The 19,318-nt window shown below is 27.3% G+C and carries 21 protein-coding genes; 2 read left to right on the forward strand and 19 right to left on the reverse strand.

The window, feature by feature from the left end:
- The coding region (locus AVBRAN12654_RS03435) for a phenylalanine--tRNA ligase subunit alpha (protein ID WP_336613948.1) at nt 1-783 on the reverse strand (783 nt) is incomplete at its 3' end.
- 84 nt (nt 784-867) lie between these two features.
- Here AVBRAN12654_RS03435 and AVBRAN12654_RS03440 point away from each other — a divergent pair.
- On the forward strand, nt 868-1,230 hold the full coding sequence (locus AVBRAN12654_RS03440; RefSeq protein ID WP_214120332.1) for a histidine triad nucleotide-binding protein: 363 nt from the start codon (nt 868-870) through the stop codon (nt 1,228-1,230).
- 31 nt (nt 1,231-1,261) lie between these two features.
- Here AVBRAN12654_RS03440 and AVBRAN12654_RS03445 read toward each other — a convergent pair whose 3' ends face one another.
- The 13 genes from AVBRAN12654_RS03445 to mobB all read right to left on the reverse strand — a co-directional run bounded on the left by AVBRAN12654_RS03445 (nt 1,262) and on the right by mobB (nt 14,087).
- Nucleotides 1,262-2,290: a cytochrome-c peroxidase gene (locus AVBRAN12654_RS03445; RefSeq protein WP_336607124.1), complete on the reverse strand. Its 1,029-nt coding sequence runs from the start codon at nt 2,288-2,290 to the stop codon at nt 1,262-1,264.
- 251 nt (nt 2,291-2,541) lie between these two features.
- Nucleotides 2,542-3,735 carry an argininosuccinate synthase gene (locus tag AVBRAN12654_RS03450; RefSeq protein WP_214117525.1) on the reverse strand — a complete coding sequence of 398 codons (1,194 nt, stop codon included), beginning with the start codon at nt 3,733-3,735 and terminating at the stop codon, nt 2,542-2,544.
- A 9-nt stretch (nt 3,736-3,744) separates the two neighbouring features.
- A complete protein-coding gene (locus tag AVBRAN12654_RS03455; RefSeq protein ID WP_214117526.1) occupies nt 3,745-4,461 on the reverse strand; it encodes a transporter substrate-binding domain-containing protein in 717 nt (238 codons plus the stop codon).
- Nucleotides 4,462-4,769: 308 nt separating this feature from the next.
- Entirely contained in the window at nt 4,770-5,465 is a 696-nt protein-coding gene (locus AVBRAN12654_RS03460; protein WP_336607976.1) for a transporter substrate-binding domain-containing protein, read from the reverse strand.
- Between the two features lie 9 nt (nt 5,466-5,474).
- Entirely contained in the window at nt 5,475-6,176 is a 702-nt protein-coding gene (locus AVBRAN12654_RS03465; RefSeq protein ID WP_336613949.1) for an ABC transporter substrate-binding protein, read from the reverse strand.
- A gap of 281 nt (nt 6,177-6,457) precedes the next feature.
- Nucleotides 6,458-6,922, reverse strand: a complete 465-nt coding sequence (locus AVBRAN12654_RS03470; RefSeq protein ID WP_214117529.1) for an ankyrin repeat domain-containing protein — start codon at nt 6,920-6,922, stop codon at nt 6,458-6,460.
- Between the two features lies 1 nt (nt 6,923).
- Nucleotides 6,924-8,351, reverse strand: coding sequence for a catalase (locus AVBRAN12654_RS03475; RefSeq protein WP_336607978.1), 1,428 nt, complete (start codon nt 8,349-8,351; stop codon nt 6,924-6,926).
- A gap of 110 nt (nt 8,352-8,461) precedes the next feature.
- Nucleotides 8,462-9,862, reverse strand: coding sequence for a UDP-N-acetylmuramoyl-tripeptide--D-alanyl-D-alanine ligase (locus tag AVBRAN12654_RS03480; RefSeq protein ID WP_336613950.1), 1,401 nt, complete (start codon nt 9,860-9,862; stop codon nt 8,462-8,464).
- Nucleotides 9,859-10,698, reverse strand: coding sequence for a hypothetical protein (locus tag AVBRAN12654_RS03485; protein ID WP_336613951.1), 840 nt, complete (start codon nt 10,696-10,698; stop codon nt 9,859-9,861). Before AVBRAN12654_RS03485 ends, AVBRAN12654_RS03480 begins: the two co-directional genes overlap by 4 nt.
- Nucleotides 10,699-10,701: 3 nt before the next feature.
- On the reverse strand, nt 10,702-12,573 hold the full coding sequence (gene metG, locus AVBRAN12654_RS03490; protein WP_336609514.1) for a methionine--tRNA ligase: 1,872 nt from the start codon (nt 12,571-12,573) through the stop codon (nt 10,702-10,704).
- 8 nt (nt 12,574-12,581) lie between these two features.
- Nucleotides 12,582-12,767 carry a hypothetical protein gene (locus AVBRAN12654_RS03495; RefSeq protein WP_214117534.1) on the reverse strand — a complete coding sequence of 62 codons (186 nt, stop codon included), beginning with the start codon at nt 12,765-12,767 and terminating at the stop codon, nt 12,582-12,584.
- Complete coding sequence (locus tag AVBRAN12654_RS03500; RefSeq protein WP_214117535.1) at nt 12,754-13,617, reverse strand: class 1 fructose-bisphosphatase; 864 nt, start codon at nt 13,615-13,617, stop codon at nt 12,754-12,756. The genes AVBRAN12654_RS03495 and AVBRAN12654_RS03500 overlap by 14 nt, the downstream gene beginning before the upstream one ends.
- On the reverse strand, nt 13,617-14,087 hold the full coding sequence (mobB, locus tag AVBRAN12654_RS03505) for a molybdopterin-guanine dinucleotide biosynthesis protein B (RefSeq protein WP_214117536.1): 471 nt from the start codon (nt 14,085-14,087) through the stop codon (nt 13,617-13,619). Before mobB ends, AVBRAN12654_RS03500 begins: the two co-directional genes overlap by 1 nt.
- A gap of 56 nt (nt 14,088-14,143) precedes the next feature.
- On the opposite strand from mobB, the gene AVBRAN12654_RS03510 reads away from it, so the two are divergent.
- Entirely contained in the window at nt 14,144-14,545 is a 402-nt protein-coding gene (locus AVBRAN12654_RS03510; protein ID WP_336608543.1) for a hypothetical protein, read from the forward strand.
- 20 nt (nt 14,546-14,565) lie between these two features.
- Here AVBRAN12654_RS03510 and AVBRAN12654_RS03515 read toward each other — a convergent pair whose 3' ends face one another.
- Genes AVBRAN12654_RS03515 through abc-f form a run of 5 tightly spaced genes read right to left on the reverse strand, consistent with a single transcriptional unit; the run spans nt 14,566 to nt 19,308 of the window.
- Complete coding sequence (locus AVBRAN12654_RS03515) at nt 14,566-14,952, reverse strand: hypothetical protein (RefSeq protein WP_336608544.1); 387 nt, start codon at nt 14,950-14,952, stop codon at nt 14,566-14,568.
- A 33-nt stretch (nt 14,953-14,985) separates the two neighbouring features.
- Nucleotides 14,986-15,423, reverse strand: coding sequence for a DUF4149 domain-containing protein (locus tag AVBRAN12654_RS03520; protein ID WP_214120461.1), 438 nt, complete (start codon nt 15,421-15,423; stop codon nt 14,986-14,988).
- Nucleotides 15,410-16,213: a HemK/PrmC family methyltransferase gene (locus AVBRAN12654_RS03525; RefSeq protein WP_336613952.1), complete on the reverse strand. Its 804-nt coding sequence runs from the start codon at nt 16,211-16,213 to the stop codon at nt 15,410-15,412. Before AVBRAN12654_RS03525 ends, AVBRAN12654_RS03520 begins: the two co-directional genes overlap by 14 nt.
- Nucleotides 16,197-17,384, reverse strand: a complete 1,188-nt coding sequence (locus AVBRAN12654_RS03530) for a M48 family metallopeptidase (protein ID WP_336613953.1) — start codon at nt 17,382-17,384, stop codon at nt 16,197-16,199. Before AVBRAN12654_RS03530 ends, AVBRAN12654_RS03525 begins: the two co-directional genes overlap by 17 nt.
- Nucleotides 17,371-19,308, reverse strand: a complete 1,938-nt coding sequence (gene abc-f / locus AVBRAN12654_RS03535; protein WP_336613954.1) for a ribosomal protection-like ABC-F family protein — start codon at nt 19,306-19,308, stop codon at nt 17,371-17,373. Before abc-f ends, AVBRAN12654_RS03530 begins: the two co-directional genes overlap by 14 nt.
- Nucleotides 19,309-19,318: the final 10 nt, after the last annotated feature.

Genomic DNA, 19,318 nt, shown 5'->3' on the forward strand with positions numbered 1-19,318 from the left:
ACAACCGCCGCAGAATACACAAGATATATCAACTTCTGCACTAGGCTCTGTGAATGGGAAAAAGCTTGGACGAAATCTAACTTTTACATCTCCGAACATATATCTTAAAAATTCTTCTAAAACATATTTTAAATTAGCAAAAGATATTTTATCTCCATCTTCAACCACAAGCATTTCTATTTGATGAAACATAGGAGTGTGTGTAATATCAAAATCTCTTCTAAATACGGCACCAGGTGCAATCATTCTAATAGGTGGATTTTGTTTTTTCATAGTTCTTATTTGCACCGGACTTGTTTGAGTTCTAAGTAGTAATTTATCTATAAAATAAAAAGTATCTTGCATATCTCTAGCAGGATGTGATTTAGGTAAATTTAAAGCTTCAAAATTATGAAAGTCATCTTCAATCAACGGACCTTCTTCAAGACTAAAATTTTGTCTTAAAAAATAATCAATTATCTTATCCATTGTGCTCATTACGGGATGAAGAGCACCAGAATTTGAACGCTCATCAAAATAAGCAAAATTGAAAGCATCTTTTTTAGCTTTTGCTTTTATAAATTCATCTTTTAAATATTTTTGCTTTTGAGTAAATTTATCGTTAAATTCATCTCTTAATTTATTTAAAATTTCTGCTCTTTGTTTTTTTTCATCACCTTCTAAGTCTTTTAACTTAGCAAATTCACTTGTTAAATAACCTTTTTTACCAAGAATTTGCACCTTTATTTGCTCTAATTCTTCAAGCGAAGAACAATTATCTAAACTAATTAAAATATCTTCCAAGAGTTAGCCTTTTTATTGATTTTTTACAATTTTAGTGTAAATTACATAAATAAACGATTAAGACTATTAAAAAAAGGAAAGAAAATGAGCGATTTAAATGTTTTTGAAAGAATTGTAATAGGCGAACTCCCATCTAGTAAAGTTTTAGAAAATGATGAATTTTTAGCATTTCACGATATAGACCCAAAAGCTCCTGTTCATATATTAATAATTCCTAAAAAAAGATTTGTAAGTTTTCAAGATGTTGATGGTGCTACAATGGCAAAAATGACAGATTTTATTCACGAAGTTGCAAAATTATTAGGACTTGATAAGAGCGGATATAAATTACTTACTAATGTAGGTGCTGATGCAGGACAAGAAGTGTTTCATTTACATTTTCATATGCTAGGTGGATTAAAACTATTTATCCCAAAAGTTGAAGAAAATAAAGAAGCATTATTTTAATTTAAATTCCTAGCATTTAGCTAGGAATGTTTTAATATTCTAAATCAGGTTTGATTGTTTTAGAAGTTGAAGCAGGTAAGCTAGGATATGTAATATCAGGCATTTTACCTGTTAGTGATTTTAAGAATGTAATTATTAATTGTGATTCTTCATCATTTATTTCTATTCCTAATTGGATTTTTCCCATTAATTTAACAGCTTCATCTAATTCCCAAATAGCACCATTATGATAATAAGGTGCGGTTAATTCAATGTTTCTTAATGTAGGAGCTTTAATTAAACCATCGCTATCTCCTTTAAAATCACCTATATTTGCATATTTATATTTATTAGCTACTTCAAATGCTTGTAGTGTCCCACCAAGATTAATACCTGTATGACAAGCAGTGCAACCTTTATCTATAAATAGTTTTAATCCTTGTTTTTCTTCTTTACTTAAAGCTTTTTCATTACCATTTAAAAATTCATCAAATCTTGATGGAGTTATTAAGGTTCTTTCAAAAATACCAATACTTGTAGCAATTAAATCAAAATCAATTTTTTTATCTCCATAAGCTTTTTTAAAATCATTAACATATTCAGGAATTGAAGTAATTTTGCTCACAACTTCACTTGGTATAGCTGCCATTTCTACTGATGATTGAATAGGCCCTTTTGCTTGGTCTTGTAAATGACCTGAACGACCATCCCAAAATTGTGAAGAATTAAATACAGAATTATAAACCGTTGGAGAGTTTAGATGATGTGGATTAGGAGACCATTTATGCCCTGTACTTGCTGGAACTCCATCAGTTCCACCTAAACCTAAATTATGACAGGTATTACAAGATATAATTCCACTTTTTGAAATTCTTGGGTCAAAATATAGTTTTTTACCAATTTCAACTCTTTCTTTAGTGGTAGGATATTCTACATAATCAGGTGCATATTGTTTAATTAATTCTTCTAATTTGGCTTTATCGCTAGGTATAGCAACCAAACCTGCTTCTTTTGCTTCATCAATTAAACTAGCAGCATTTAAACCTGCTAATAAACTTAAAGATAACATAATTTTTTTCATTATTTTCTCCTTTTAATTAAAGTAAAAAGATTATAAAGTTTTTTAGATAATAAAAAATATTATTTATATAAAATTTTATAGTTTTATAATTTATTTTTTGATAAAAAATATTATTTGATATAAAAATATACTTTGTATAAAAACTAAAATACATATTATTTTGAAGAGCTATAAAAGGTTTAGATTACAAATAAAGTAAATATAGAAATAGAATAATTTTAGGTCTTAATGAAAAGACCTAAAATATTAAATTAAGATTTTTTTAGTGCTCTAATTTTTGCACTTAAGCTAAATAGTCTTATAAATCCTGCTGCATCAAATTGATTATAAACTTCATCTTCGCTAAAAGTTGCAAAATCTTTATCATAAAGACTATTAGGAGAGCTTTTACTCATTGCATTGCAATTGCCTTTATATAATTCTATAATTATTTCTCCATTTAAATCTTTGCTAAATTCATTAATCGCAGCACTAATAGCAGTTCTTGTAGGGCAAAACCACTTACCATCATACACTAAATAGCTCATTTCAAGTCCTAACATAGCTCTTAATTTTAAGCTATCTCTATCAAGAACGATTTGCTCTAACGCTCTTAAAGCAGTATTTATAATTGTTCCGCCAGGTGTTTCATAGCATCCCCTTGATTTCATTCCTACAAGCCTATTTTCTACAATATCAATCCTACCAACTCCGTGTTTTGCCCCTATTTCATTAAGCTTATTTAACGCTTCGTAAGGACTTAGGCTAATATCATTTACCTTTGTAACCACACCTTTTTCAATGCTTAATTTTACTAATTCAGCTTCATTAGGAGCTATTTTTGGATTTACACTTAGACAAAAACAATCTTCATTATTAAAAGTTGTTGTGTCTTCTAAAACTCCACCTTCAGTTGAAATATGCCAAGCGTTTGCATCTTTGCTATAGATTTTTTCTTTACTCGCTGTTGTTTTAATATTTTTTAACGCTAAAAAATCAAGCAAATCTTCTCTTGATTTCATATTCCAAATTCTCCAAGGAGCTATAACTTCTAACTTAGGTGCTAATGCGTTTATAGTATATTCAAATCTTACTTGATCATTACCTTTTCCTGTAGCTCCATGTGCGATAGCATCAGCATTAATGCTTATTGCATAATCAACTAAAGCCTTAGCAATTACCGGTCTTGCCATTGAAGTGCCTAGTAAATATGTGCCTTCATATAATGCCCCGCTTAAAATTGTAGGATATATATAGTTTTTAACAAAATCTTCTTTTAAATCAACTACCACACAATCTTTTGCCCCTGAATTAAATGCCTTTTGTTTAACATCTACTAATTCATTTTTATCTTGACCAACATCAGCTACTAAAGCATACACTTCACAATCATAATTTTCTTTAAGCCAAGGAATAATTGCTGAAGTATCAAGCCCACCACTATAAGCTAAAACAATTTTTTTCATACTTTCTCCTTAATTATCTAAATCGTATTTTTGTAATAATTTTACATAAGTTCCGTTGTCTTTTAGAATTTTTAAGGCATTATTAAAATCATCTTTTAATTTTGTATTACCTTTAGCAAATGCAAAACTCACTCCATCACCTAAAATTGGTGTTTTAGCAAATACGCTAAGTTCAGGATAAGTATTAATATAGCCTTTAGCCACAGCAGCGTCTAATACAAAACCATCTATTTTTTTATTAACCGTTGCTAAAACAAAAACTATTAATTCAGAATTTAAATATGGTTTTACGCCTTTAATTTTACTAACTTCATCAGCTTGTAAAGTGCCTAATTGAGCTCCTAATTTAGCTCCTTTTGATAAATCTTCTAAAGAATTTATATTAGTATTTTCTTTTAATTTAACATAATAATTTACCCCGTTATAATATGAATTAGAAAAATCAACACTTTTTGCTCTTTGTGGGGTTTCATTCATTCCAGAAGCTATAACATCAATTTTTCCTGCTTTTAAAGCATTGATTAAACCATCAAATTCAATAGCAACAAATTCAACTTTAATATCTAGTATTTTTGCTATTTCTTCCACTAAATCCATATCAAATCCAACAATTTTACCATCTTTCATATATTCAAATGGTGCATAACCAGGAGATGTTCCTACTTTTAAAATATCTTGAGCAAAAATTTGTGCAACTAGTGCAAAACCTAAAAATAACTTTTTCATAATTAATCCTTTTAATAAAAATAAATAACTAAATTGCTTAAAGCAAAAAACTAAAATAACCTAAATAACAATGATAAAACTAACAATAATAAAAATTAACAATGATAAAATCTGGGAAATTAAAAAATAGTAGTAAGCATCAACGAAGTCTTAAAAATAATTTAGCAACACTCTTTTGCATTTTTTCTCCTTTAAAATAATTTAAATAATAATATCAATATTTTTTGTTAATGATGATAAAAAATTATTTTTTTTGTTAATTTCGTTACTATTTGTAACAAAATTAACAAAATTTGTATTAAAAAATATCACATTTCATATTTTTCTAATAATTTTTCATAAATTCCTTGACTTTTTACAATTTCTAAAGCCTTATTAAAATCATCTCTTAATTTAATATTACCTTTAGCAAATGCAAAGCTAGTGCCACCTTTTTCTTTTATATCTTTAAATATTTCAATTTCTTTATAGGTATTTAAGTATCCTCTAGCTACTAATTTATCAACTATAACAGCATCTATTTTGCCATTTACTAATGCTAAGATTAGATTTGAAATCTCAGAATTTAAAAATGGTTTTGCCGAAGGAATTTCATTAAGCATTGCAGCTTGAATTGAACCTAATTGCACTCCTACTACTAAATTATTTAAATCTTTAATATCAGTTCTTGATTTTAATCTTAAAAAACAATTTGAACCAGTGTAATAAATATCACTAAACTCAACATTCTTTGCCCTTGCAGGAGTATTGCTAAGTCCTGAAGCTATCACATCAATTTTGCCTAATTTAACAGCACCCATTAAAGCATCAAAATCCATAGGAACAAATTCCACTTTAATATCCAACACTTTAGCTATTTCATTTACTAAATCTATATCAAAGCCAACGATTTTTTCATCTTTTATATATCCAAACGGAGCAAAACCAGGCGACATACCAACTTTAATTAAATCTTGTGCGAAAATTTGCATTACAAATGCTAATAAAATAATTAATTTTTTCATAATTTTTCCTTATTCCATATCATATTTTTTTATTAAATTATCATAAATTCCACTATCTTTTATAATTTTAAGTGCCCTATTAAATTCATCTCTTAACTTTGTATTTCCTTTAGCAAAAGCAAAACTAAGACCATCAGTTTTTTCTTCAGTTTTCTTAAATACAACTAAATTTTTATAATTTCTTAAATATCCTTTGGCTACAGTTTTATCTACTAAAACAGAATCAATTTTGCCACCAACTAATGCTAAAATTAAATTTGAAGTATCAGCATTTAAAAATATTTTTACATCTTTAAATCTAGCTAATATATCAGCTTGAATTGAGCCTAATTGTGCTCCTATAGTAAGTCCATTAATTTCAATAATATCAGTTCTTGAAGATTGTTTTAAAAAATAATTACTACTTATGTAGTAAAAATCACTAAACTCAACGCTTTTAGCTCTTTCTGGTGTATTTCTAAGTCCTGAAGCTATCATATCAATTTTTTTAAGTTTTAAACCACCTATTAAACCATCAAAATCCATAGGAATAAATTCCACTTTAATATCCAATATTTTAGCCATTTCATTTACTAAATCTATATCAAATCCATATGCTTTACCATCTTTCATATATCCAAATGGTGCATATGCTGGGTCAATTCCAACTTTAATCAAATCTTGTGCGAAAATTTGCATTACAAATGCTAATAAAATAATAAATTTTTTCATAATTTTACCTTTAAAAACAATAAAACAAATTTATTTTCAAGCAAATAAAATAAAGCTATAAAGCTTAAAATGCTAAAAATAAAAAACTAAAAAAATAAACAATAATAAAAATTGGGAAATTAAAAAATAAGAGTAAGGGTCAATGGGCTTTAGTTAATAATACAAAAGAATTTAGATTGTTACAATTTAACATTTTATCTCCTTTAAAATTTTTTGCAAAATATATCATAAAATAGCAAATAATATTAATTATTTATAAAAAATATTATTTGCTTTAAATTTTATACTTTTTTGAAGAGTTTTAAGAGTTTTAACGTTAATTTTTTTAATATACTAGATTTTTGCGAAGCTAAATATTCAGCAATTTCAGTTCTTCCAAACATTAAAGCAAATGTGTAAGGAGTCATTCCTAAACCATTGTTTTCATCAATATTCGCTCCATTTTCTACTAGCAGTTTTACGATATTTAAATAACCTTTAAAGCAAACTCCAGCTAGTGGAGTTTGACCTTTATCATTTTTCATATCAACATTTGCACCATTGCTAATAAGCATTTGAGCGCATTCGTAAGAGCCGTTATAACAAGCCAACATTAAAAGTGTGTTTCCACGATGGTCTTTAAAATCAACATTAAATCCTGCCTTTATCATGTTAAGGAGAGTGTTGTAATCATTATTTCTTGCAAAATCCAACGCCATTTTACATAATTCATCGTATCTTGCTAATTCGGCACTACTTAATTGCATTTTATTTTCCTAAAGCTTTTCTTACGCCATTTGCATATTCAGGGCTAATTTTTTCAAAATGTGCTAGAGCTTTTGCAATGATTTCATCTTTTACACCATCAAAACTTGCTGCTAGATTTTTATATAGTCTTTCTTTTTCATCAGCAGGTAAGATATTAAATAGATTTCTTGGTTGTGTATAAAAATCATTATCAAGCGGAGCATATCTAGCTGCACTACTACCTATTGCCAAATCAGGCTCAAGATATTTAGCATTTTCACTTGCACCACCTAAAGTATTTGGCTCATAATAAGCACCATTAGATAAATTATCACCTATACCAAAATTCATAGCACCTGCAACATTATATGTGCTAACTTCATTTCTAGCTCTATTTACAGGTAATTGATGATAGTTTGCACCAATTCTGTATCTTTGTGCGTCAGGATAGCTAAAAATTCTAGCTTGAAGCATTTTATCAGGGCTAAAGCTTATACCTGGAACAATATTGCTTGGGCTAAATGCAGCTTGCTCTACTTCATTAAAGTAATTTTGTGGATTGCGATTTAATATCATTTCTCCAACTTCAATTAACGGAACAATGCTATGAGGCCATACTTTTGTTAAATCAAATGGATTAAATCCAAGTTTTTCAACTTCGTTTTCTGCAAGGATTTGAACTTTTACGCTCCAAACAGGGAAATTTCCTTTTTCAATATTCTCGTATAAATCTCTTTGATGAGATTCTCTATCTTTTGCTATGATTTTTTCTGCTTCTTCATTTGTTAAGCACTTAATTCCTTGTTTGGTTTTAAAGTGAAATTTAACCCAAAATCTTTCATTTTTATCATTAATAAATGAATAAGTATGAGAACCATATCCATTCATATGGCGATATGATGCAGGAATTCCTCTATCACTCATAAGAATTGTTACTTGATGTAGTGCTTCAGGAGTTAAAGTCCAAAAATCCCACGCAGCATTATTGCTTCTTAAATGAGTTCTTGGGTCTCTTTTTTGAGTATGAATAAAATCAGGGAATTTGTAAGCATCTCTTAAGAAAAATGTAGGAGTATTATTACCTACTAAATCCCAAATACCTTCTTTTGTGTAAAACTTAATCGCAAAACCACGAACATCTCTTTCAGCATCAGCTGCACCTGCTTCACCTGCAACTGTTGAAAAGCGTAAGAAAAGTGGAGTAACTTCACCCTTAGCAAAAACTTTTGCTTTTGTATATTTGCTAATATCTTGTGTTATTCTTAATTCTCCATAAGCTCCACTTCCTTTTGCATGAACTGCACGCTCTGGAATTCTTTCTCTATTTTGATGAGCAAGTTTTTCAATCAATTGATAATCTTGCATTAAAAGCGGTCCCATTGCACCTGCACTAAGTGAGTTTTGATTTGAACCTATTGGGTTACCAAAATCCGTTGTTAATTGTTTCATTATATCTCCTTTTAAAAATGTGAAGTAATAATAAATAACATAGGATAATAATTGGTAAATAATAAAAATTATTATCTAAAAAATTTTTTAGCTAATAATTTTATTCTATTTTATATGAAATTAGGAGCATCGTTTGAGAATATTATTAAATCCTTTTCTTTAGTTTCATTAGCTAAAGTTTCAATTAATTTTGCTTTATCTTTTAGAATGATTTTTTTAATTTTTAAATTCTCATCATATATTCTAGCATTAGTCTCACTTGTAATAATTGCTAAATCAAAACATTCATTAATTACTTCGCATAGTTTTTTATTTAACTCTTCACTTGCTTCAATTATGCCTGGACTAACTAAGACTTTTTTGCCTAAATTATAATCTTTAATTATTCTATAACTATCACTCATACCATCATAATTACCATTAAATCCATCATCAATTATAAATTTTGGCTCACGAGAGATGATTTGTAATCTATGTTCTGTAGCTTTTAAATTAGCTATTTCTTTGCTAATTTGCTCGTAATTTAAACCTAAAGCCTTAGCTAGGTAAATACAAGCACATAAATTACTAGCATTAAAACTACCTAATAAATTAGCAAAATACTTTTCATCATTGCATTTAAAACTAAGCCCATCTAAACTAGCTTTTATCTCACTTAAAGCACTATCATAGCTAAAGCTCTCACCTACACTACTATGAGTGATTGCTAATTCCAATCTAGTGCTTTTTAGGGCTTCTTTTTTAACTTCTTTAGTATTTTCTATATTTTTAAAATATTCTAAATGAGCTGTGCCAATTTGTCCTATTATTACATAATGAGGGCGGACTAATTTTGTGATTTCTTCTATATCGCCCTTTTTTCTAGCACCTGCTTCTATTATTAATAAATTTGTATTTAGGTCTAGGTTTTCATTAATATCTTTAATAAGCCCTAAAAGAGTATTAATACTTCCTTTAGCATAATGAATTTTAAAATAGTTTTGAGTAATACTAGCTAGGTAATGTTTGATACTTGTTTTGCCATAACTTGCAGTGATTAATACTACTTTACAATCTTTTAAATTGCTTATTTTATTGTAAGCTTTATCATAAAAACTCTTATTTACAAAATACTCACAAATATACGAAAGTAAAAATGCAAAAATTATAATATCTAAGGTATGTGGGTCAAGTTTGTAATAAAAATGAATTGGGGTAAATATAAAAGCACCTAATAAATTAAATAAAAATAATCTCTTAATCCTAGCTGTAAATACTAAAGGTTTATCAATATTTTTTGCTAAAAAAATTAAAGCTAAAAGATAAATTATAGCCACTCCTAAGGCTAAAAAATGATTAATATCACAAGTAATTACATAGAGTAAAAATGGTGCTATTAGATAATAAAAATGCCAACGCTTTTTAGAAAAATTAAATAAAACTCTTTTAAATTTATAATTATTTAACTGCAATACTAAAGCTAAATAATAAAGCATCAAAAAAGAAAACGCAAAAGAAACTATATAAATCATAAAAATAACCCTTCGTTAAATACATTTAATTCATTAATAAATTTATTTTTATCGCCTTTATATAACATATAAGTATGATTTTTTATTTCGGTGATTTCAAATAAATTTAAATGTTTTTTGATTTCGCTAATGATTAATTCGTTATTTTCAAAAAACACAACCTTAGAGCCTTCGCTCATTTTGACTATTTCACTATTATCATTTAAAAATATAAAATCTAATAATTTAAGATTTGAATAATTGATATTTAGTTCTTTAAATACATTGATTTTCGCAAATTGTTCTGTAAATATTATAGGTATAAAAACATTGTAATAATACTCATCATTTAATATTAAATCTTGATAAAAAAAACTAGAGCGTTTAATAATTTCATAAGAATACTTTACATTTTCATAGCTTAAGCTTAATTTATCTAAATATTCCTTGCTTGAGCAAAAGATTAAATTATTTTTTAAAATATTTTCAAAATCATAAAATAAGTCATTTTTTAAAGTAGTAATATTTAGCCTATTTAAACATTCTATGCTTAATTCATCTAATAAAACCACCCTTTTATCAATTGAATAAAACGCAAGCAATCTTGTTAAAGCAAATTCAAAATCATTTATTTTTAAAAATGCTACTTCTTTATCACTAATTGATAAATCCTTAGTGCTAATTATCGCATAAGCACCTTTTTTAATAGCTTCATTTGCCAATGCTTGTTCATTGGTAAAAAACGCACTAGCATTAGTAACGCTATTTAAATTAAGGCAAAAATCTTTAAGCCTAGAAACACTAGGCTTATTAATAATTTTTGCATTAATTAATTCTGAAAAATTAGTTATTTCCAATTTTTATCCAATCACAGCACCATTTTCACATTTAGTAAGCGGTGTTAATAAAACTAAGCTTTCATCTGAATTTTTAGCACTTAAAATCATACCTTCACTTAAATGCTTAAATACTTTTCTACTCTCTAAATTAGCAAGTAAAATAATTTGTTTGCCAACTAAATCTTTAGCATTATAATATTTCGCAATTCCGCTTAAAACTTGTCTTTTTTCAGTTCCTAAATCAAGTTGGAATTTTAATAATTTCTCACTACCTTCTACATTTTCACATTCTAAGACGGTTGCTACTTGCATTTTGATTTTTGCAAAATCATCAATTTTGATTTTTGGCTCTTTTAATTCTTTTTTTACTTCTTCTTTGCTTTCAACTTTAAGCTCAACTCTTGAGAATAAATGTTCGCATTCGTTTAAATTAAATTCTTTTTGTAAATTAAACATATCGTTATATGTTTTAGTATCAATATTTACTCCTAAAGCATTAGCTATTTTTGCACTAGCTTTTGGCATAACAGGACTTAATAAAATACTAGCATTTTTTAAAATGTTAAAAATTACTGCTAATAAGCTTTGAGTTTGTTTGCTTTCGTTGTTTTTCATCATAGTCCAAGGCTCATATTTTGAAACCATCGCATTTGCTATACTTAAAGCTTTCATAATTTCGCTTATATATTCATTCATTCTAAGCTCATTTATAGCATTTATACTTGCTTTAAAATATTCATTTGCCTTATTTAATTCTTCGCTAAATCCTGATTCAAATTCCACTTTCAAATCAAAATATTTTTTAGCCATTGATATGCTTCTGCTTAATAAATTACCTAATTCATTTACTAATTCAGCATTTATTTTATTAACCATTGCAAGTTTGCTAAAATCTCCATCATTTCCAAAAGGCATTTGAGATAATAAAAAATATCTTAAAGGCTCATTGCCAAATTCATTTTTAACATCAATAGGATTTATTACATTTCCTACACTTTTACTCATTTTTTCGCCTTCAACCGTCCACCAGCCGTGCGCTCCTATCATTTTAGGCAACTCTAAATCAAGGCTCATTAAAAAACAAGGCCAATAAATTGCGTGGAATTTTAAAATATCTTTACCAACTAATTGAATATTTGCAGGCCAAAAAGACATTTTTTCATCATTATCTAAATACCCTAAAGCACTCAAATAATTACTCAAAGCATCAAGCCATACATAAACTATATGCTTACTATCATTTAATTCATCAGGTATTTTTATACCCCAAGAAAAGCTAGTTCTAGTTACCGATAAATCCCTTAAGCCTTGTTTTACAAATGCTATTACTTCGTTTTTTTTGCTAGCTGGCATAATGCAAGTAGGATTATCTTCATACCATTTTAATAATCTATCTTGGTATTTGCTTAATCTAAAAAAATAGCTTTCTTCTTTTAAAATTCTAGTAGGCTTTTTACAATCAGGACATTTATCATTATCAAGTAATTGAGTTTTTGTATGAAAAGTCTCGCAAGATACACAATAATGACCTTCGTATTCATCTTTATAAATATCGCCTTTTTCATACATTTTTAAAAAAATCTTACGAACGCAATTTTTATGATTTTCATCAGTTGTTCTAATAAAATAATCATTACTAATTTCAAGTTCAGCCCACAAATCTTTAAAACTTTTACTAACTTTATCAGCATAAGCTTTTGGGCTTTCGTTATTTTTGATAGCGCTTTCTTCTATTTTTTGACCATGCTCATCAGTGCCTGTTAAAAAGAAAGTCTCATCTCCTTTAAGTCTAGCAAATCTAGCAAGCGTATCAGCAATTATAGTAGTATATGCGTGACCTATATGAGCTTTGTCATTTACATAATAAATTGGAGTTGTAATATATGTTTTCATCTAAATCCTTAAAAATTAAAATCTTGTGAAGCACCTTGCGACATATTTTCATAAGTAGCCTTTACAAAAGCATTTCTTATATCGCACTCACAGAGCTTTTCACAATCTATACAAGATAATTTATTTTGTGTTTTTTGTTGGCAATCTTGCAAATTCTTTTTAGCAATTTGCAAATTACTCTCATAAATATTCATCTAAATATGCCTTTTCACTGATTGAACCAAGATAACAAGGTGTGCTTGCGTGAATTGTGCTAAATTTTAAATTAAGCAAACTCTCATATCCTTTAGAGCCTTTTATCCCATCACTTGAAAATCCACCAGCTTTTTCATAAATATAAGCGAAAGGAAATACTTCAAATAAAGCCCTAAGTTTTCCTAATTTACCATCATTTAATGTAGCTTCGCTTGTATTTGGATATGAAAACAATCCCCCACCTTTTATTAAAATCTGATGCAAATCACTAACCATAGCACCACTATATCTTAAGCGGTATCCATCACTAAATATTTTATCAATCATTGCTTTATGAGCTTTACTCCAATCTTTTTGAGTGCCGCCTGTTGCGTTTAATTTACCTTTTTCATTTAGTTTTAAATCTTTTAAGAATTTAAATTCTTTTCCATCGTATTCATATAATTTTGGTTCATTTATACAAACTACTAATTGGGTTCTAGGACCATAAATTGAATAAATAGCTGCTTTTAAACTATTAGGCTCTGCAGTATTTTCATAGATGGCAAATATACTTCCTACTGCAAAATTAACATCAAATAAAGAAGAACCATCAAGTGGGTCATACGCAACTATATATTTTGCATCATCGTATAAAAATTGTGGATTTTCTTTTTCTTCACTGATAATTGCTTTAATTGAGCCAATTTTACTAAGCTCGTTTGTAATTATCATATCGCTTAATACATCTTGTTTTAATTGTAAATCCCCGCTAGCATTGCTTAATTCTGTATAGCCATATTCAGGGTTATCAAAGCTTTGCTTAATCTTTAAAACGCTTTGTTTTATAGCTTCTATTATTTCTTGCATTAAATCTCCTTAGCATTATTCAAAACAAATTCACTAATACTAGCAATATCATCTAAATTAAATTGCTTTAAACCATAATCTTTATTAGAATAACTAGCTAATGCTAAAGAATATTCTAAATAACTCTCATCAACTTCTTTGCAAAACACACATAATCTTGGTAAAGGCAAACTTTTAAGTCCTTCAACTAAAACAATATCAGCACTAAATTGCTTTATTATCTGCTCTATTTCTAAGCTTTCGTGATAAAAAATAGTAGTTTTTACAGGGCTTAAAACTGCAACTTCAGCACCCGTTTGATAGAATTTAAAACTATCTTTACCATTCGTATCAAATACTGCTTTATCTTTTGGGTCGTGCTTAATTATTGCTACCTTTAAGCCAAGCTTTTGTAAATGCTCTGAAATTTTACAAATTAGTGTAGTTTTGCCCGAATTTGATGGGCCAGTAAATGCGAATGCTTTTTTCATTGATTAACCTTTTTTATTAAAAATTATAAATTTATAAATTAAACGAAAGAGAAGTAATGAAAAAAGCTTTATTTTTAGTAATTTTGATATGTTTTACAGCTTGTGTTAAGCAAAATGATGAATTTTATAATTCAAAAGAAGAAATAATGCTAAGGTCTTATTATGTAAATGATTGCATTATTAGTTATTTAGGAGTTAAGGATAATAACGATTATTTTGTGATTGCTAGTAAAAATGAAATTGAACATATAATAATTGAAGGGTATTTGGTTCAATTTTTAAAACTGCCAAAAAATGAATTTAATTTGCCTTATAAAAATGATTTTTTATATTTTTACAAAATAATAAATACTGCTAGTAAAAAGACAAATATTGATATAGAAATTACTTTAAATAATGAAGAAACAAGAAGCGCTAAAATACAAAGAATTTCAAAATCTCTTGAATATCAATTTTAAGGGCTAAAAAACCCTTAAAATTACGCTAATAATGACGCTATTTGAGTTTGGTTAAAATTAACTTGCTGAGCGTTTTTAAAACTTTCTTCATTTTGCTTTAAAAAATTAGCGTTTAATTTAGAAAAATCTTCATTTTTAAATCTATCGTTATTGTTATTTGCTGTTTTTAAACTATTTTCTATTTTTTCTAAATCATTTTTCAAATCAGCTTTATTTGTATTATTATTTTGAATTTTTGAAATCATTTCATCTTGTTGAGTGCTGATTTCTTGATATTTTTTCTCGCTTAATTTTTCTTCACTTACTTTTTTCTCATTTAGTTGTTCTACCGAAGTATCTTCAACTTTTTGAGTAGGTTTATTTTGAGCCATTAAGACATTGCTTTGTATGTTATTGTTAATTTGCATACTAAACTCCTTTTAAATTTTGCCGATTATAGCCTATTTTTCTTTTTTCTTAGTAAAAAATAATATTAATTGTAAAATAACCATAACTTTAAAAATCATTTCACTTTGCTTATGATTATCATTAAAATCTTTACTATCAGTAATGCCTAAAGCCTGCATATCAAGCACATTAGCTGTATGATAAAATACAAACACTAAGGCTAAAATCAAAATTATTAGGCTTAAAATTGGCTTTAAACTAAATAATTTATTTGAAATACTTTCATAAATAATATTTAAAAAGCTTACGAAAAGTAACAAATAATTAAATTTTACAAACACTTGTGTCATCAAAAGTCCGCTTTGAAAGTGGCTTAAAATCCCATCTCCAATAATTGCACTAGGATAAAAAATAATAGGAGCAACAACAATTCCTATGAATAATTCTACAAAAATTATTCCAGCTAATAAAAAATCATTAATTTTTTTCATAATCTAACCTTTCTGCTATAAAAACTCTATCAAAACCATTTAAATCTTTATAAAAACTAGCCTTAAAATTCTTTTCTTTTAGATAATCATTTAGGATTTCTTTTTGATCATATCCAAATTCGCACATTAAAAATCTCACATTTTCTAAATAACATTTATCAATTATTTTAAATAATATCTCATATCCTTTTTTACCACCAAAAAGCGCTGTTTTAGGCTCTTTTAATACTGATTTATCTAAATTATATTCGGTGCTAATATATGGAGGATTTGAGATAATTAGTTCATAGTCTTTAAAATTAACTTTCATAAAATCGCTAATAAAAAAATCACAATTTATATTATGCAATTTAGCATTTTCATTGGCTAGTTTTAAGGCTAATTTGTTTATATCACAAGCTTTTATATTTGCTTTTGTAAATAATTTTAAAAATATACTAATAATCCCACTTCCAAAACCTATTTCAAAAATATTTTTTATGTTATTTTGATTTATTAGATTTATTGCTAAATCTATTAGTATTTCAGTATCATTTCTAGGAATTAACACTCCTTTAGCACATTTAAATTCTAAATCTTTTATATAAGTTTTTGAGAATATGTATTGTAATGGAGTGCCGTTTTTGTATTCGTTTGCAATACTTAAAAGTTTAATTTTATCGCTTGGATTTATCACATTTGCCCTTGCGACTGAATACTCAAGCATTGAATATGAAAAATACTCCATTATAATCTGTCTTGCAATTATTTCATTGCTTAGGGCTTTTAATTCGTTAAATGTGGCTATCATTTAATGCACTTATTCTTCTACTTAAACTCGGATGAGTTTTATAAATCATTTCATAAATAGCGTTATGATCTAACAAGGCTTTATTATGAATAGCTAATACCTTTAAAGCACTTATCATATCGTTTTTGCTAGTTTTTATTGCCCCATGTTTATCTGCACTAAATTCATTTTTTCTTGATAAAGAATTTAAAATAGGACTTAAAATAAACGAAATTGCCGAGCCTACCATAATAAAAGCAAACAACGGACTAGATACAAAGCCTTCTAAATTAAATTGATTTTCAAAAAAACTTGAAAAATATCCAAAAAACGCAAAGGTAATTAATAGATTTAAACCACTTATAAAAAGCATTCTTAAAATATCTTTATGTTTAAAATGCCCTAATTCGTGAGCTAATACGGCAAGTAATTCATCTTTACTCATAGCATTGATTAAAGTATCATAAAGAACTACTTTTTTTGCTCCAAACATACCCGCAAAATAAGCATTAAGTCTGGTATCATTTTTACTAGCGTCCATACTAAATACCCCATTACTTTTAAAGCCACATTCATCTAATAATTTTGCAATATCATCTCTTAATTCACCTTCTACAGGGCTTAATTTATTAAACAATGGAACTATAAAATTAGGATAAATAACCATAGCTAAAAGACTAAAAATAAATAAAATAGCAAAGCCACCTATCCACCAAAACTCGCCTAATTTAGCAATAGCAAAAAGCAAAATATAAACTAAAGCTCCACCTATAATTACTAATAAGATTAATGATTTTAAAAGGTCTTTAAAATACATTTTAGGAGTTTTCTTATTAAAGCCGTGCTTGGTATCAACAACCATAGTTTTATAATAATCTAAGCAAGTTAGAATACAAGAATTTATAATAAAATACAATAAAACTAAAATAGTATTATCAAGCAGTGAATTAGGCTCAAAATGAACCTTTAATACATTAAATAACACCAATATAAATACGCAATTTAAAATAAGTGCTAAAAAATTATTTAGTATTGAAAATTTATGCTCAACTATAGCTATATTTTTAAATTCTATAAATTGCTCATCACTTAAAAAACCTTTATTTGTTTTTGTTTTAATATGATTTATTTCAAGTAATTTAAGTATTGTTTCAATCACAAAAATTACACTAATTATACTAATTATCAACATTTTCTAACCTTTCTGTAAGTTCTAAAACTTCGTAATACTCATTTTCTAAAAGCTCTAATTCCTGATTTAAATTCTCAAGTCTTTCATTAAGAGCCAATATCCCATATTTTTCATATTTTGTAGGGTCGCTTAAGTATTCATTTAATAATCTAATTTCTTTTTCAATCTCTTCAATTTTAACTGGGTGTTCTTCTAGGATTTTATTTTGTTTATAGCTTAATTTTACGCTTTTTTTACGCTCAACTTTTACTGGTTTTTCTTTATCATTTTCTATTTCGCTATTTAACTCGCTTAATTCATCGTTTAATTCTAAAAGCTCACTAAATTTCATAGTTTCAATTTCAATTGATTGATTTGAAAAGGCAAAAAGCTTAGTAGCAAGTCTATCCGTAAAATATCTATCATGACTTACAAATATCAAAGCACCTTTAAAATCCATTAAATACTGCTCTAAAATATTAATCGTAGCAATATCTAAATCATTAGTAGGCTCATCTAAAATTAATACCTCATAATCTTTTGTAAAAAGTTTTGCTAAAGCCACCCTACTTTTTTCGCCACCACTAAGTGAGCCAATTTTATAAGTAAGTTGTTCTTTAGGAAATAAAAAATGCTTTAAATATCCATATACATGCATATTAGAGCCTTTCACATTGATAGTATCTCCACCATTTGGACAAAAATACTCAATCAAAGTTTCATCATCTTTTAAATCACTTTTTTTCTGGTCAAAATATCCTATATTTATCTCACCTTTTTTAATAAAACCACTGCTAGGGCGAAGTTTTTCAAGTAAAATTTGTAAAAAGCTAGATTTTCCACAGCCGTTTTTGCCTACAATTGCTATTTTTTCACCTTGTAAAATCCTTGCATTAAATGGCTTAAATAATAATTTTTCGCCTAGCGTTAGGCTAATATCGTGTAATTCAAAAAGCATTTTTTTCTTATTTGCTATGAGTGGATTTGATTTTATATCACTTGCACGGGCAAGTTCAACTCTTAGTCTATTCAAAATACTAGGATTTTTTTTAGCCTCTTCACGCATTTTAAAAATACGCTCTTTTCTGCCTTCATTTCGCTTAAGCCTTGCTTTTACCCCACGACGCAACCATTCTTCTTCGCTTTTTAATTGTTTTACTAAGGTTTCATAGCTTTTATTAAGGCTTTCTAGTAATCTTGCCTTAGCTTGTAAATAATTTGAATACCCACCTTCAAATTCTCTTAATTTTGCATCTTCTATTTCTACGCATTTACTTGCAATGTTGTCTATAAAATATCTATCGTGACTTATAAAAATAACACATTTTTTACTAGCTTTTAACATATCTTCAAGGTATTTACACATAGTTACATCTAAGTGGTTCGTAGGCTCATCTAAAATCAAAATATCAGGAGATTTAAGCAGCATACAAGCAAGGCTTAATCTTCTTAATTCTCCACCACTAAGACTTGCTAGATTTCTATTTATAAAACTACTTAATTCAAATTCTTTTAAAGCTCTATTTATTTTACTATCAATACTCCAAGCGTCCTTGCTCTCTATTAAATCAAATAAAATTTGTTGTTTTTGTAATAATTCTTTATCATTTGGATTAGTTGATAGTTTAGAATTAATCTCATTATATTCGCTTAAAGCATTAAAAATATCGCCTAATTCTAATTTAATATATTCATCTACGCTAAGATTATAATCTATATTAATGCTTTGAGAAAGCATAGAAAAATTTATACTTGAATTAATCAAAACCCTACCATTATCAGGTTCTATTTCTTTAGTAATTATTTTTAAAAATGTAGATTTGCCCTGCCCGTTTTTACCTATTATTGCGATTTTTTCGCCATCGTTTATACTAAAATTTACATTTTTTAAAATAACTTTTTCGCCGTAAGCTTTATCAATATCAATACAATCTATTAAAATCAATTTAAATAAT

Source organism: Campylobacter sp. RM12654 (assembly GCF_020137585.1).
Lineage (GTDB): Bacteria > Campylobacterota > Campylobacteria > Campylobacterales > Campylobacteraceae > Campylobacter_E.

What these genes read in the sequence shown, in the direction of transcription:
- AVBRAN12654_RS03440 (WP_214120332.1), top strand. Translation starts at nt 868, where the DNA reads ATGAGCGATTTAAATGTTTTTGAAAGAATTGTAATAGGCGAACTCCCA.
- AVBRAN12654_RS03445 (WP_336607124.1), bottom strand. Translation starts at nt 2,290, where the DNA reads ATGAAAAAAATTATGTTATCTTTAAGTTTATTAGCAGGTTTAAATGCT.
- AVBRAN12654_RS03450 (WP_214117525.1), bottom strand. Translation starts at nt 3,735, where the DNA reads ATGAAAAAAATTGTTTTAGCTTATAGTGGTGGGCTTGATACTTCAGCA.
- AVBRAN12654_RS03455 (WP_214117526.1), bottom strand. Translation starts at nt 4,461, where the DNA reads ATGAAAAAGTTATTTTTAGGTTTTGCACTAGTTGCACAAATTTTTGCT.
- AVBRAN12654_RS03460 (WP_336607976.1), bottom strand. Translation starts at nt 5,465, where the DNA reads ATGAAAAAATTAATTATTTTATTAGCATTTGTAATGCAAATTTTCGCA.
- AVBRAN12654_RS03465 (WP_336613949.1), bottom strand. Translation starts at nt 6,176, where the DNA reads ATGAAAAAATTTATTATTTTATTAGCATTTGTAATGCAAATTTTCGCA.
- AVBRAN12654_RS03470 (WP_214117529.1), bottom strand. Translation starts at nt 6,922, where the DNA reads ATGCAATTAAGTAGTGCCGAATTAGCAAGATACGATGAATTATGTAAA.
- AVBRAN12654_RS03475 (WP_336607978.1), bottom strand. Translation starts at nt 8,351, where the DNA reads ATGAAACAATTAACAACGGATTTTGGTAACCCAATAGGTTCAAATCAA.
- AVBRAN12654_RS03480 (WP_336613950.1), bottom strand. Translation starts at nt 9,862, where the DNA reads ATGATTTATATAGTTTCTTTTGCGTTTTCTTTTTTGATGCTTTATTAT.
- metG (WP_336609514.1), bottom strand. Translation starts at nt 12,573, where the DNA reads ATGAAAACATATATTACAACTCCAATTTATTATGTAAATGACAAAGCT.
- AVBRAN12654_RS03495 (WP_214117534.1), bottom strand. Translation starts at nt 12,767, where the DNA reads ATGAATATTTATGAGAGTAATTTGCAAATTGCTAAAAAGAATTTGCAA.
- AVBRAN12654_RS03500 (WP_214117535.1), bottom strand. Translation starts at nt 13,617, where the DNA reads ATGCAAGAAATAATAGAAGCTATAAAACAAAGCGTTTTAAAGATTAAG.
- mobB (WP_214117536.1), bottom strand. Translation starts at nt 14,087, where the DNA reads ATGAAAAAAGCATTCGCATTTACTGGCCCATCAAATTCGGGCAAAACT.
- AVBRAN12654_RS03510 (WP_336608543.1), top strand. Translation starts at nt 14,144, where the DNA reads ATGAAAAAAGCTTTATTTTTAGTAATTTTGATATGTTTTACAGCTTGT.
- AVBRAN12654_RS03515 (WP_336608544.1), bottom strand. Translation starts at nt 14,952, where the DNA reads ATGCAAATTAACAATAACATACAAAGCAATGTCTTAATGGCTCAAAAT.
- AVBRAN12654_RS03520 (WP_214120461.1), bottom strand. Translation starts at nt 15,423, where the DNA reads ATGAAAAAAATTAATGATTTTTTATTAGCTGGAATAATTTTTGTAGAA.
- AVBRAN12654_RS03525 (WP_336613952.1), bottom strand. Translation starts at nt 16,213, where the DNA reads ATGATAGCCACATTTAACGAATTAAAAGCCCTAAGCAATGAAATAATT.
- AVBRAN12654_RS03530 (WP_336613953.1), bottom strand. Translation starts at nt 17,384, where the DNA reads ATGTTGATAATTAGTATAATTAGTGTAATTTTTGTGATTGAAACAATA.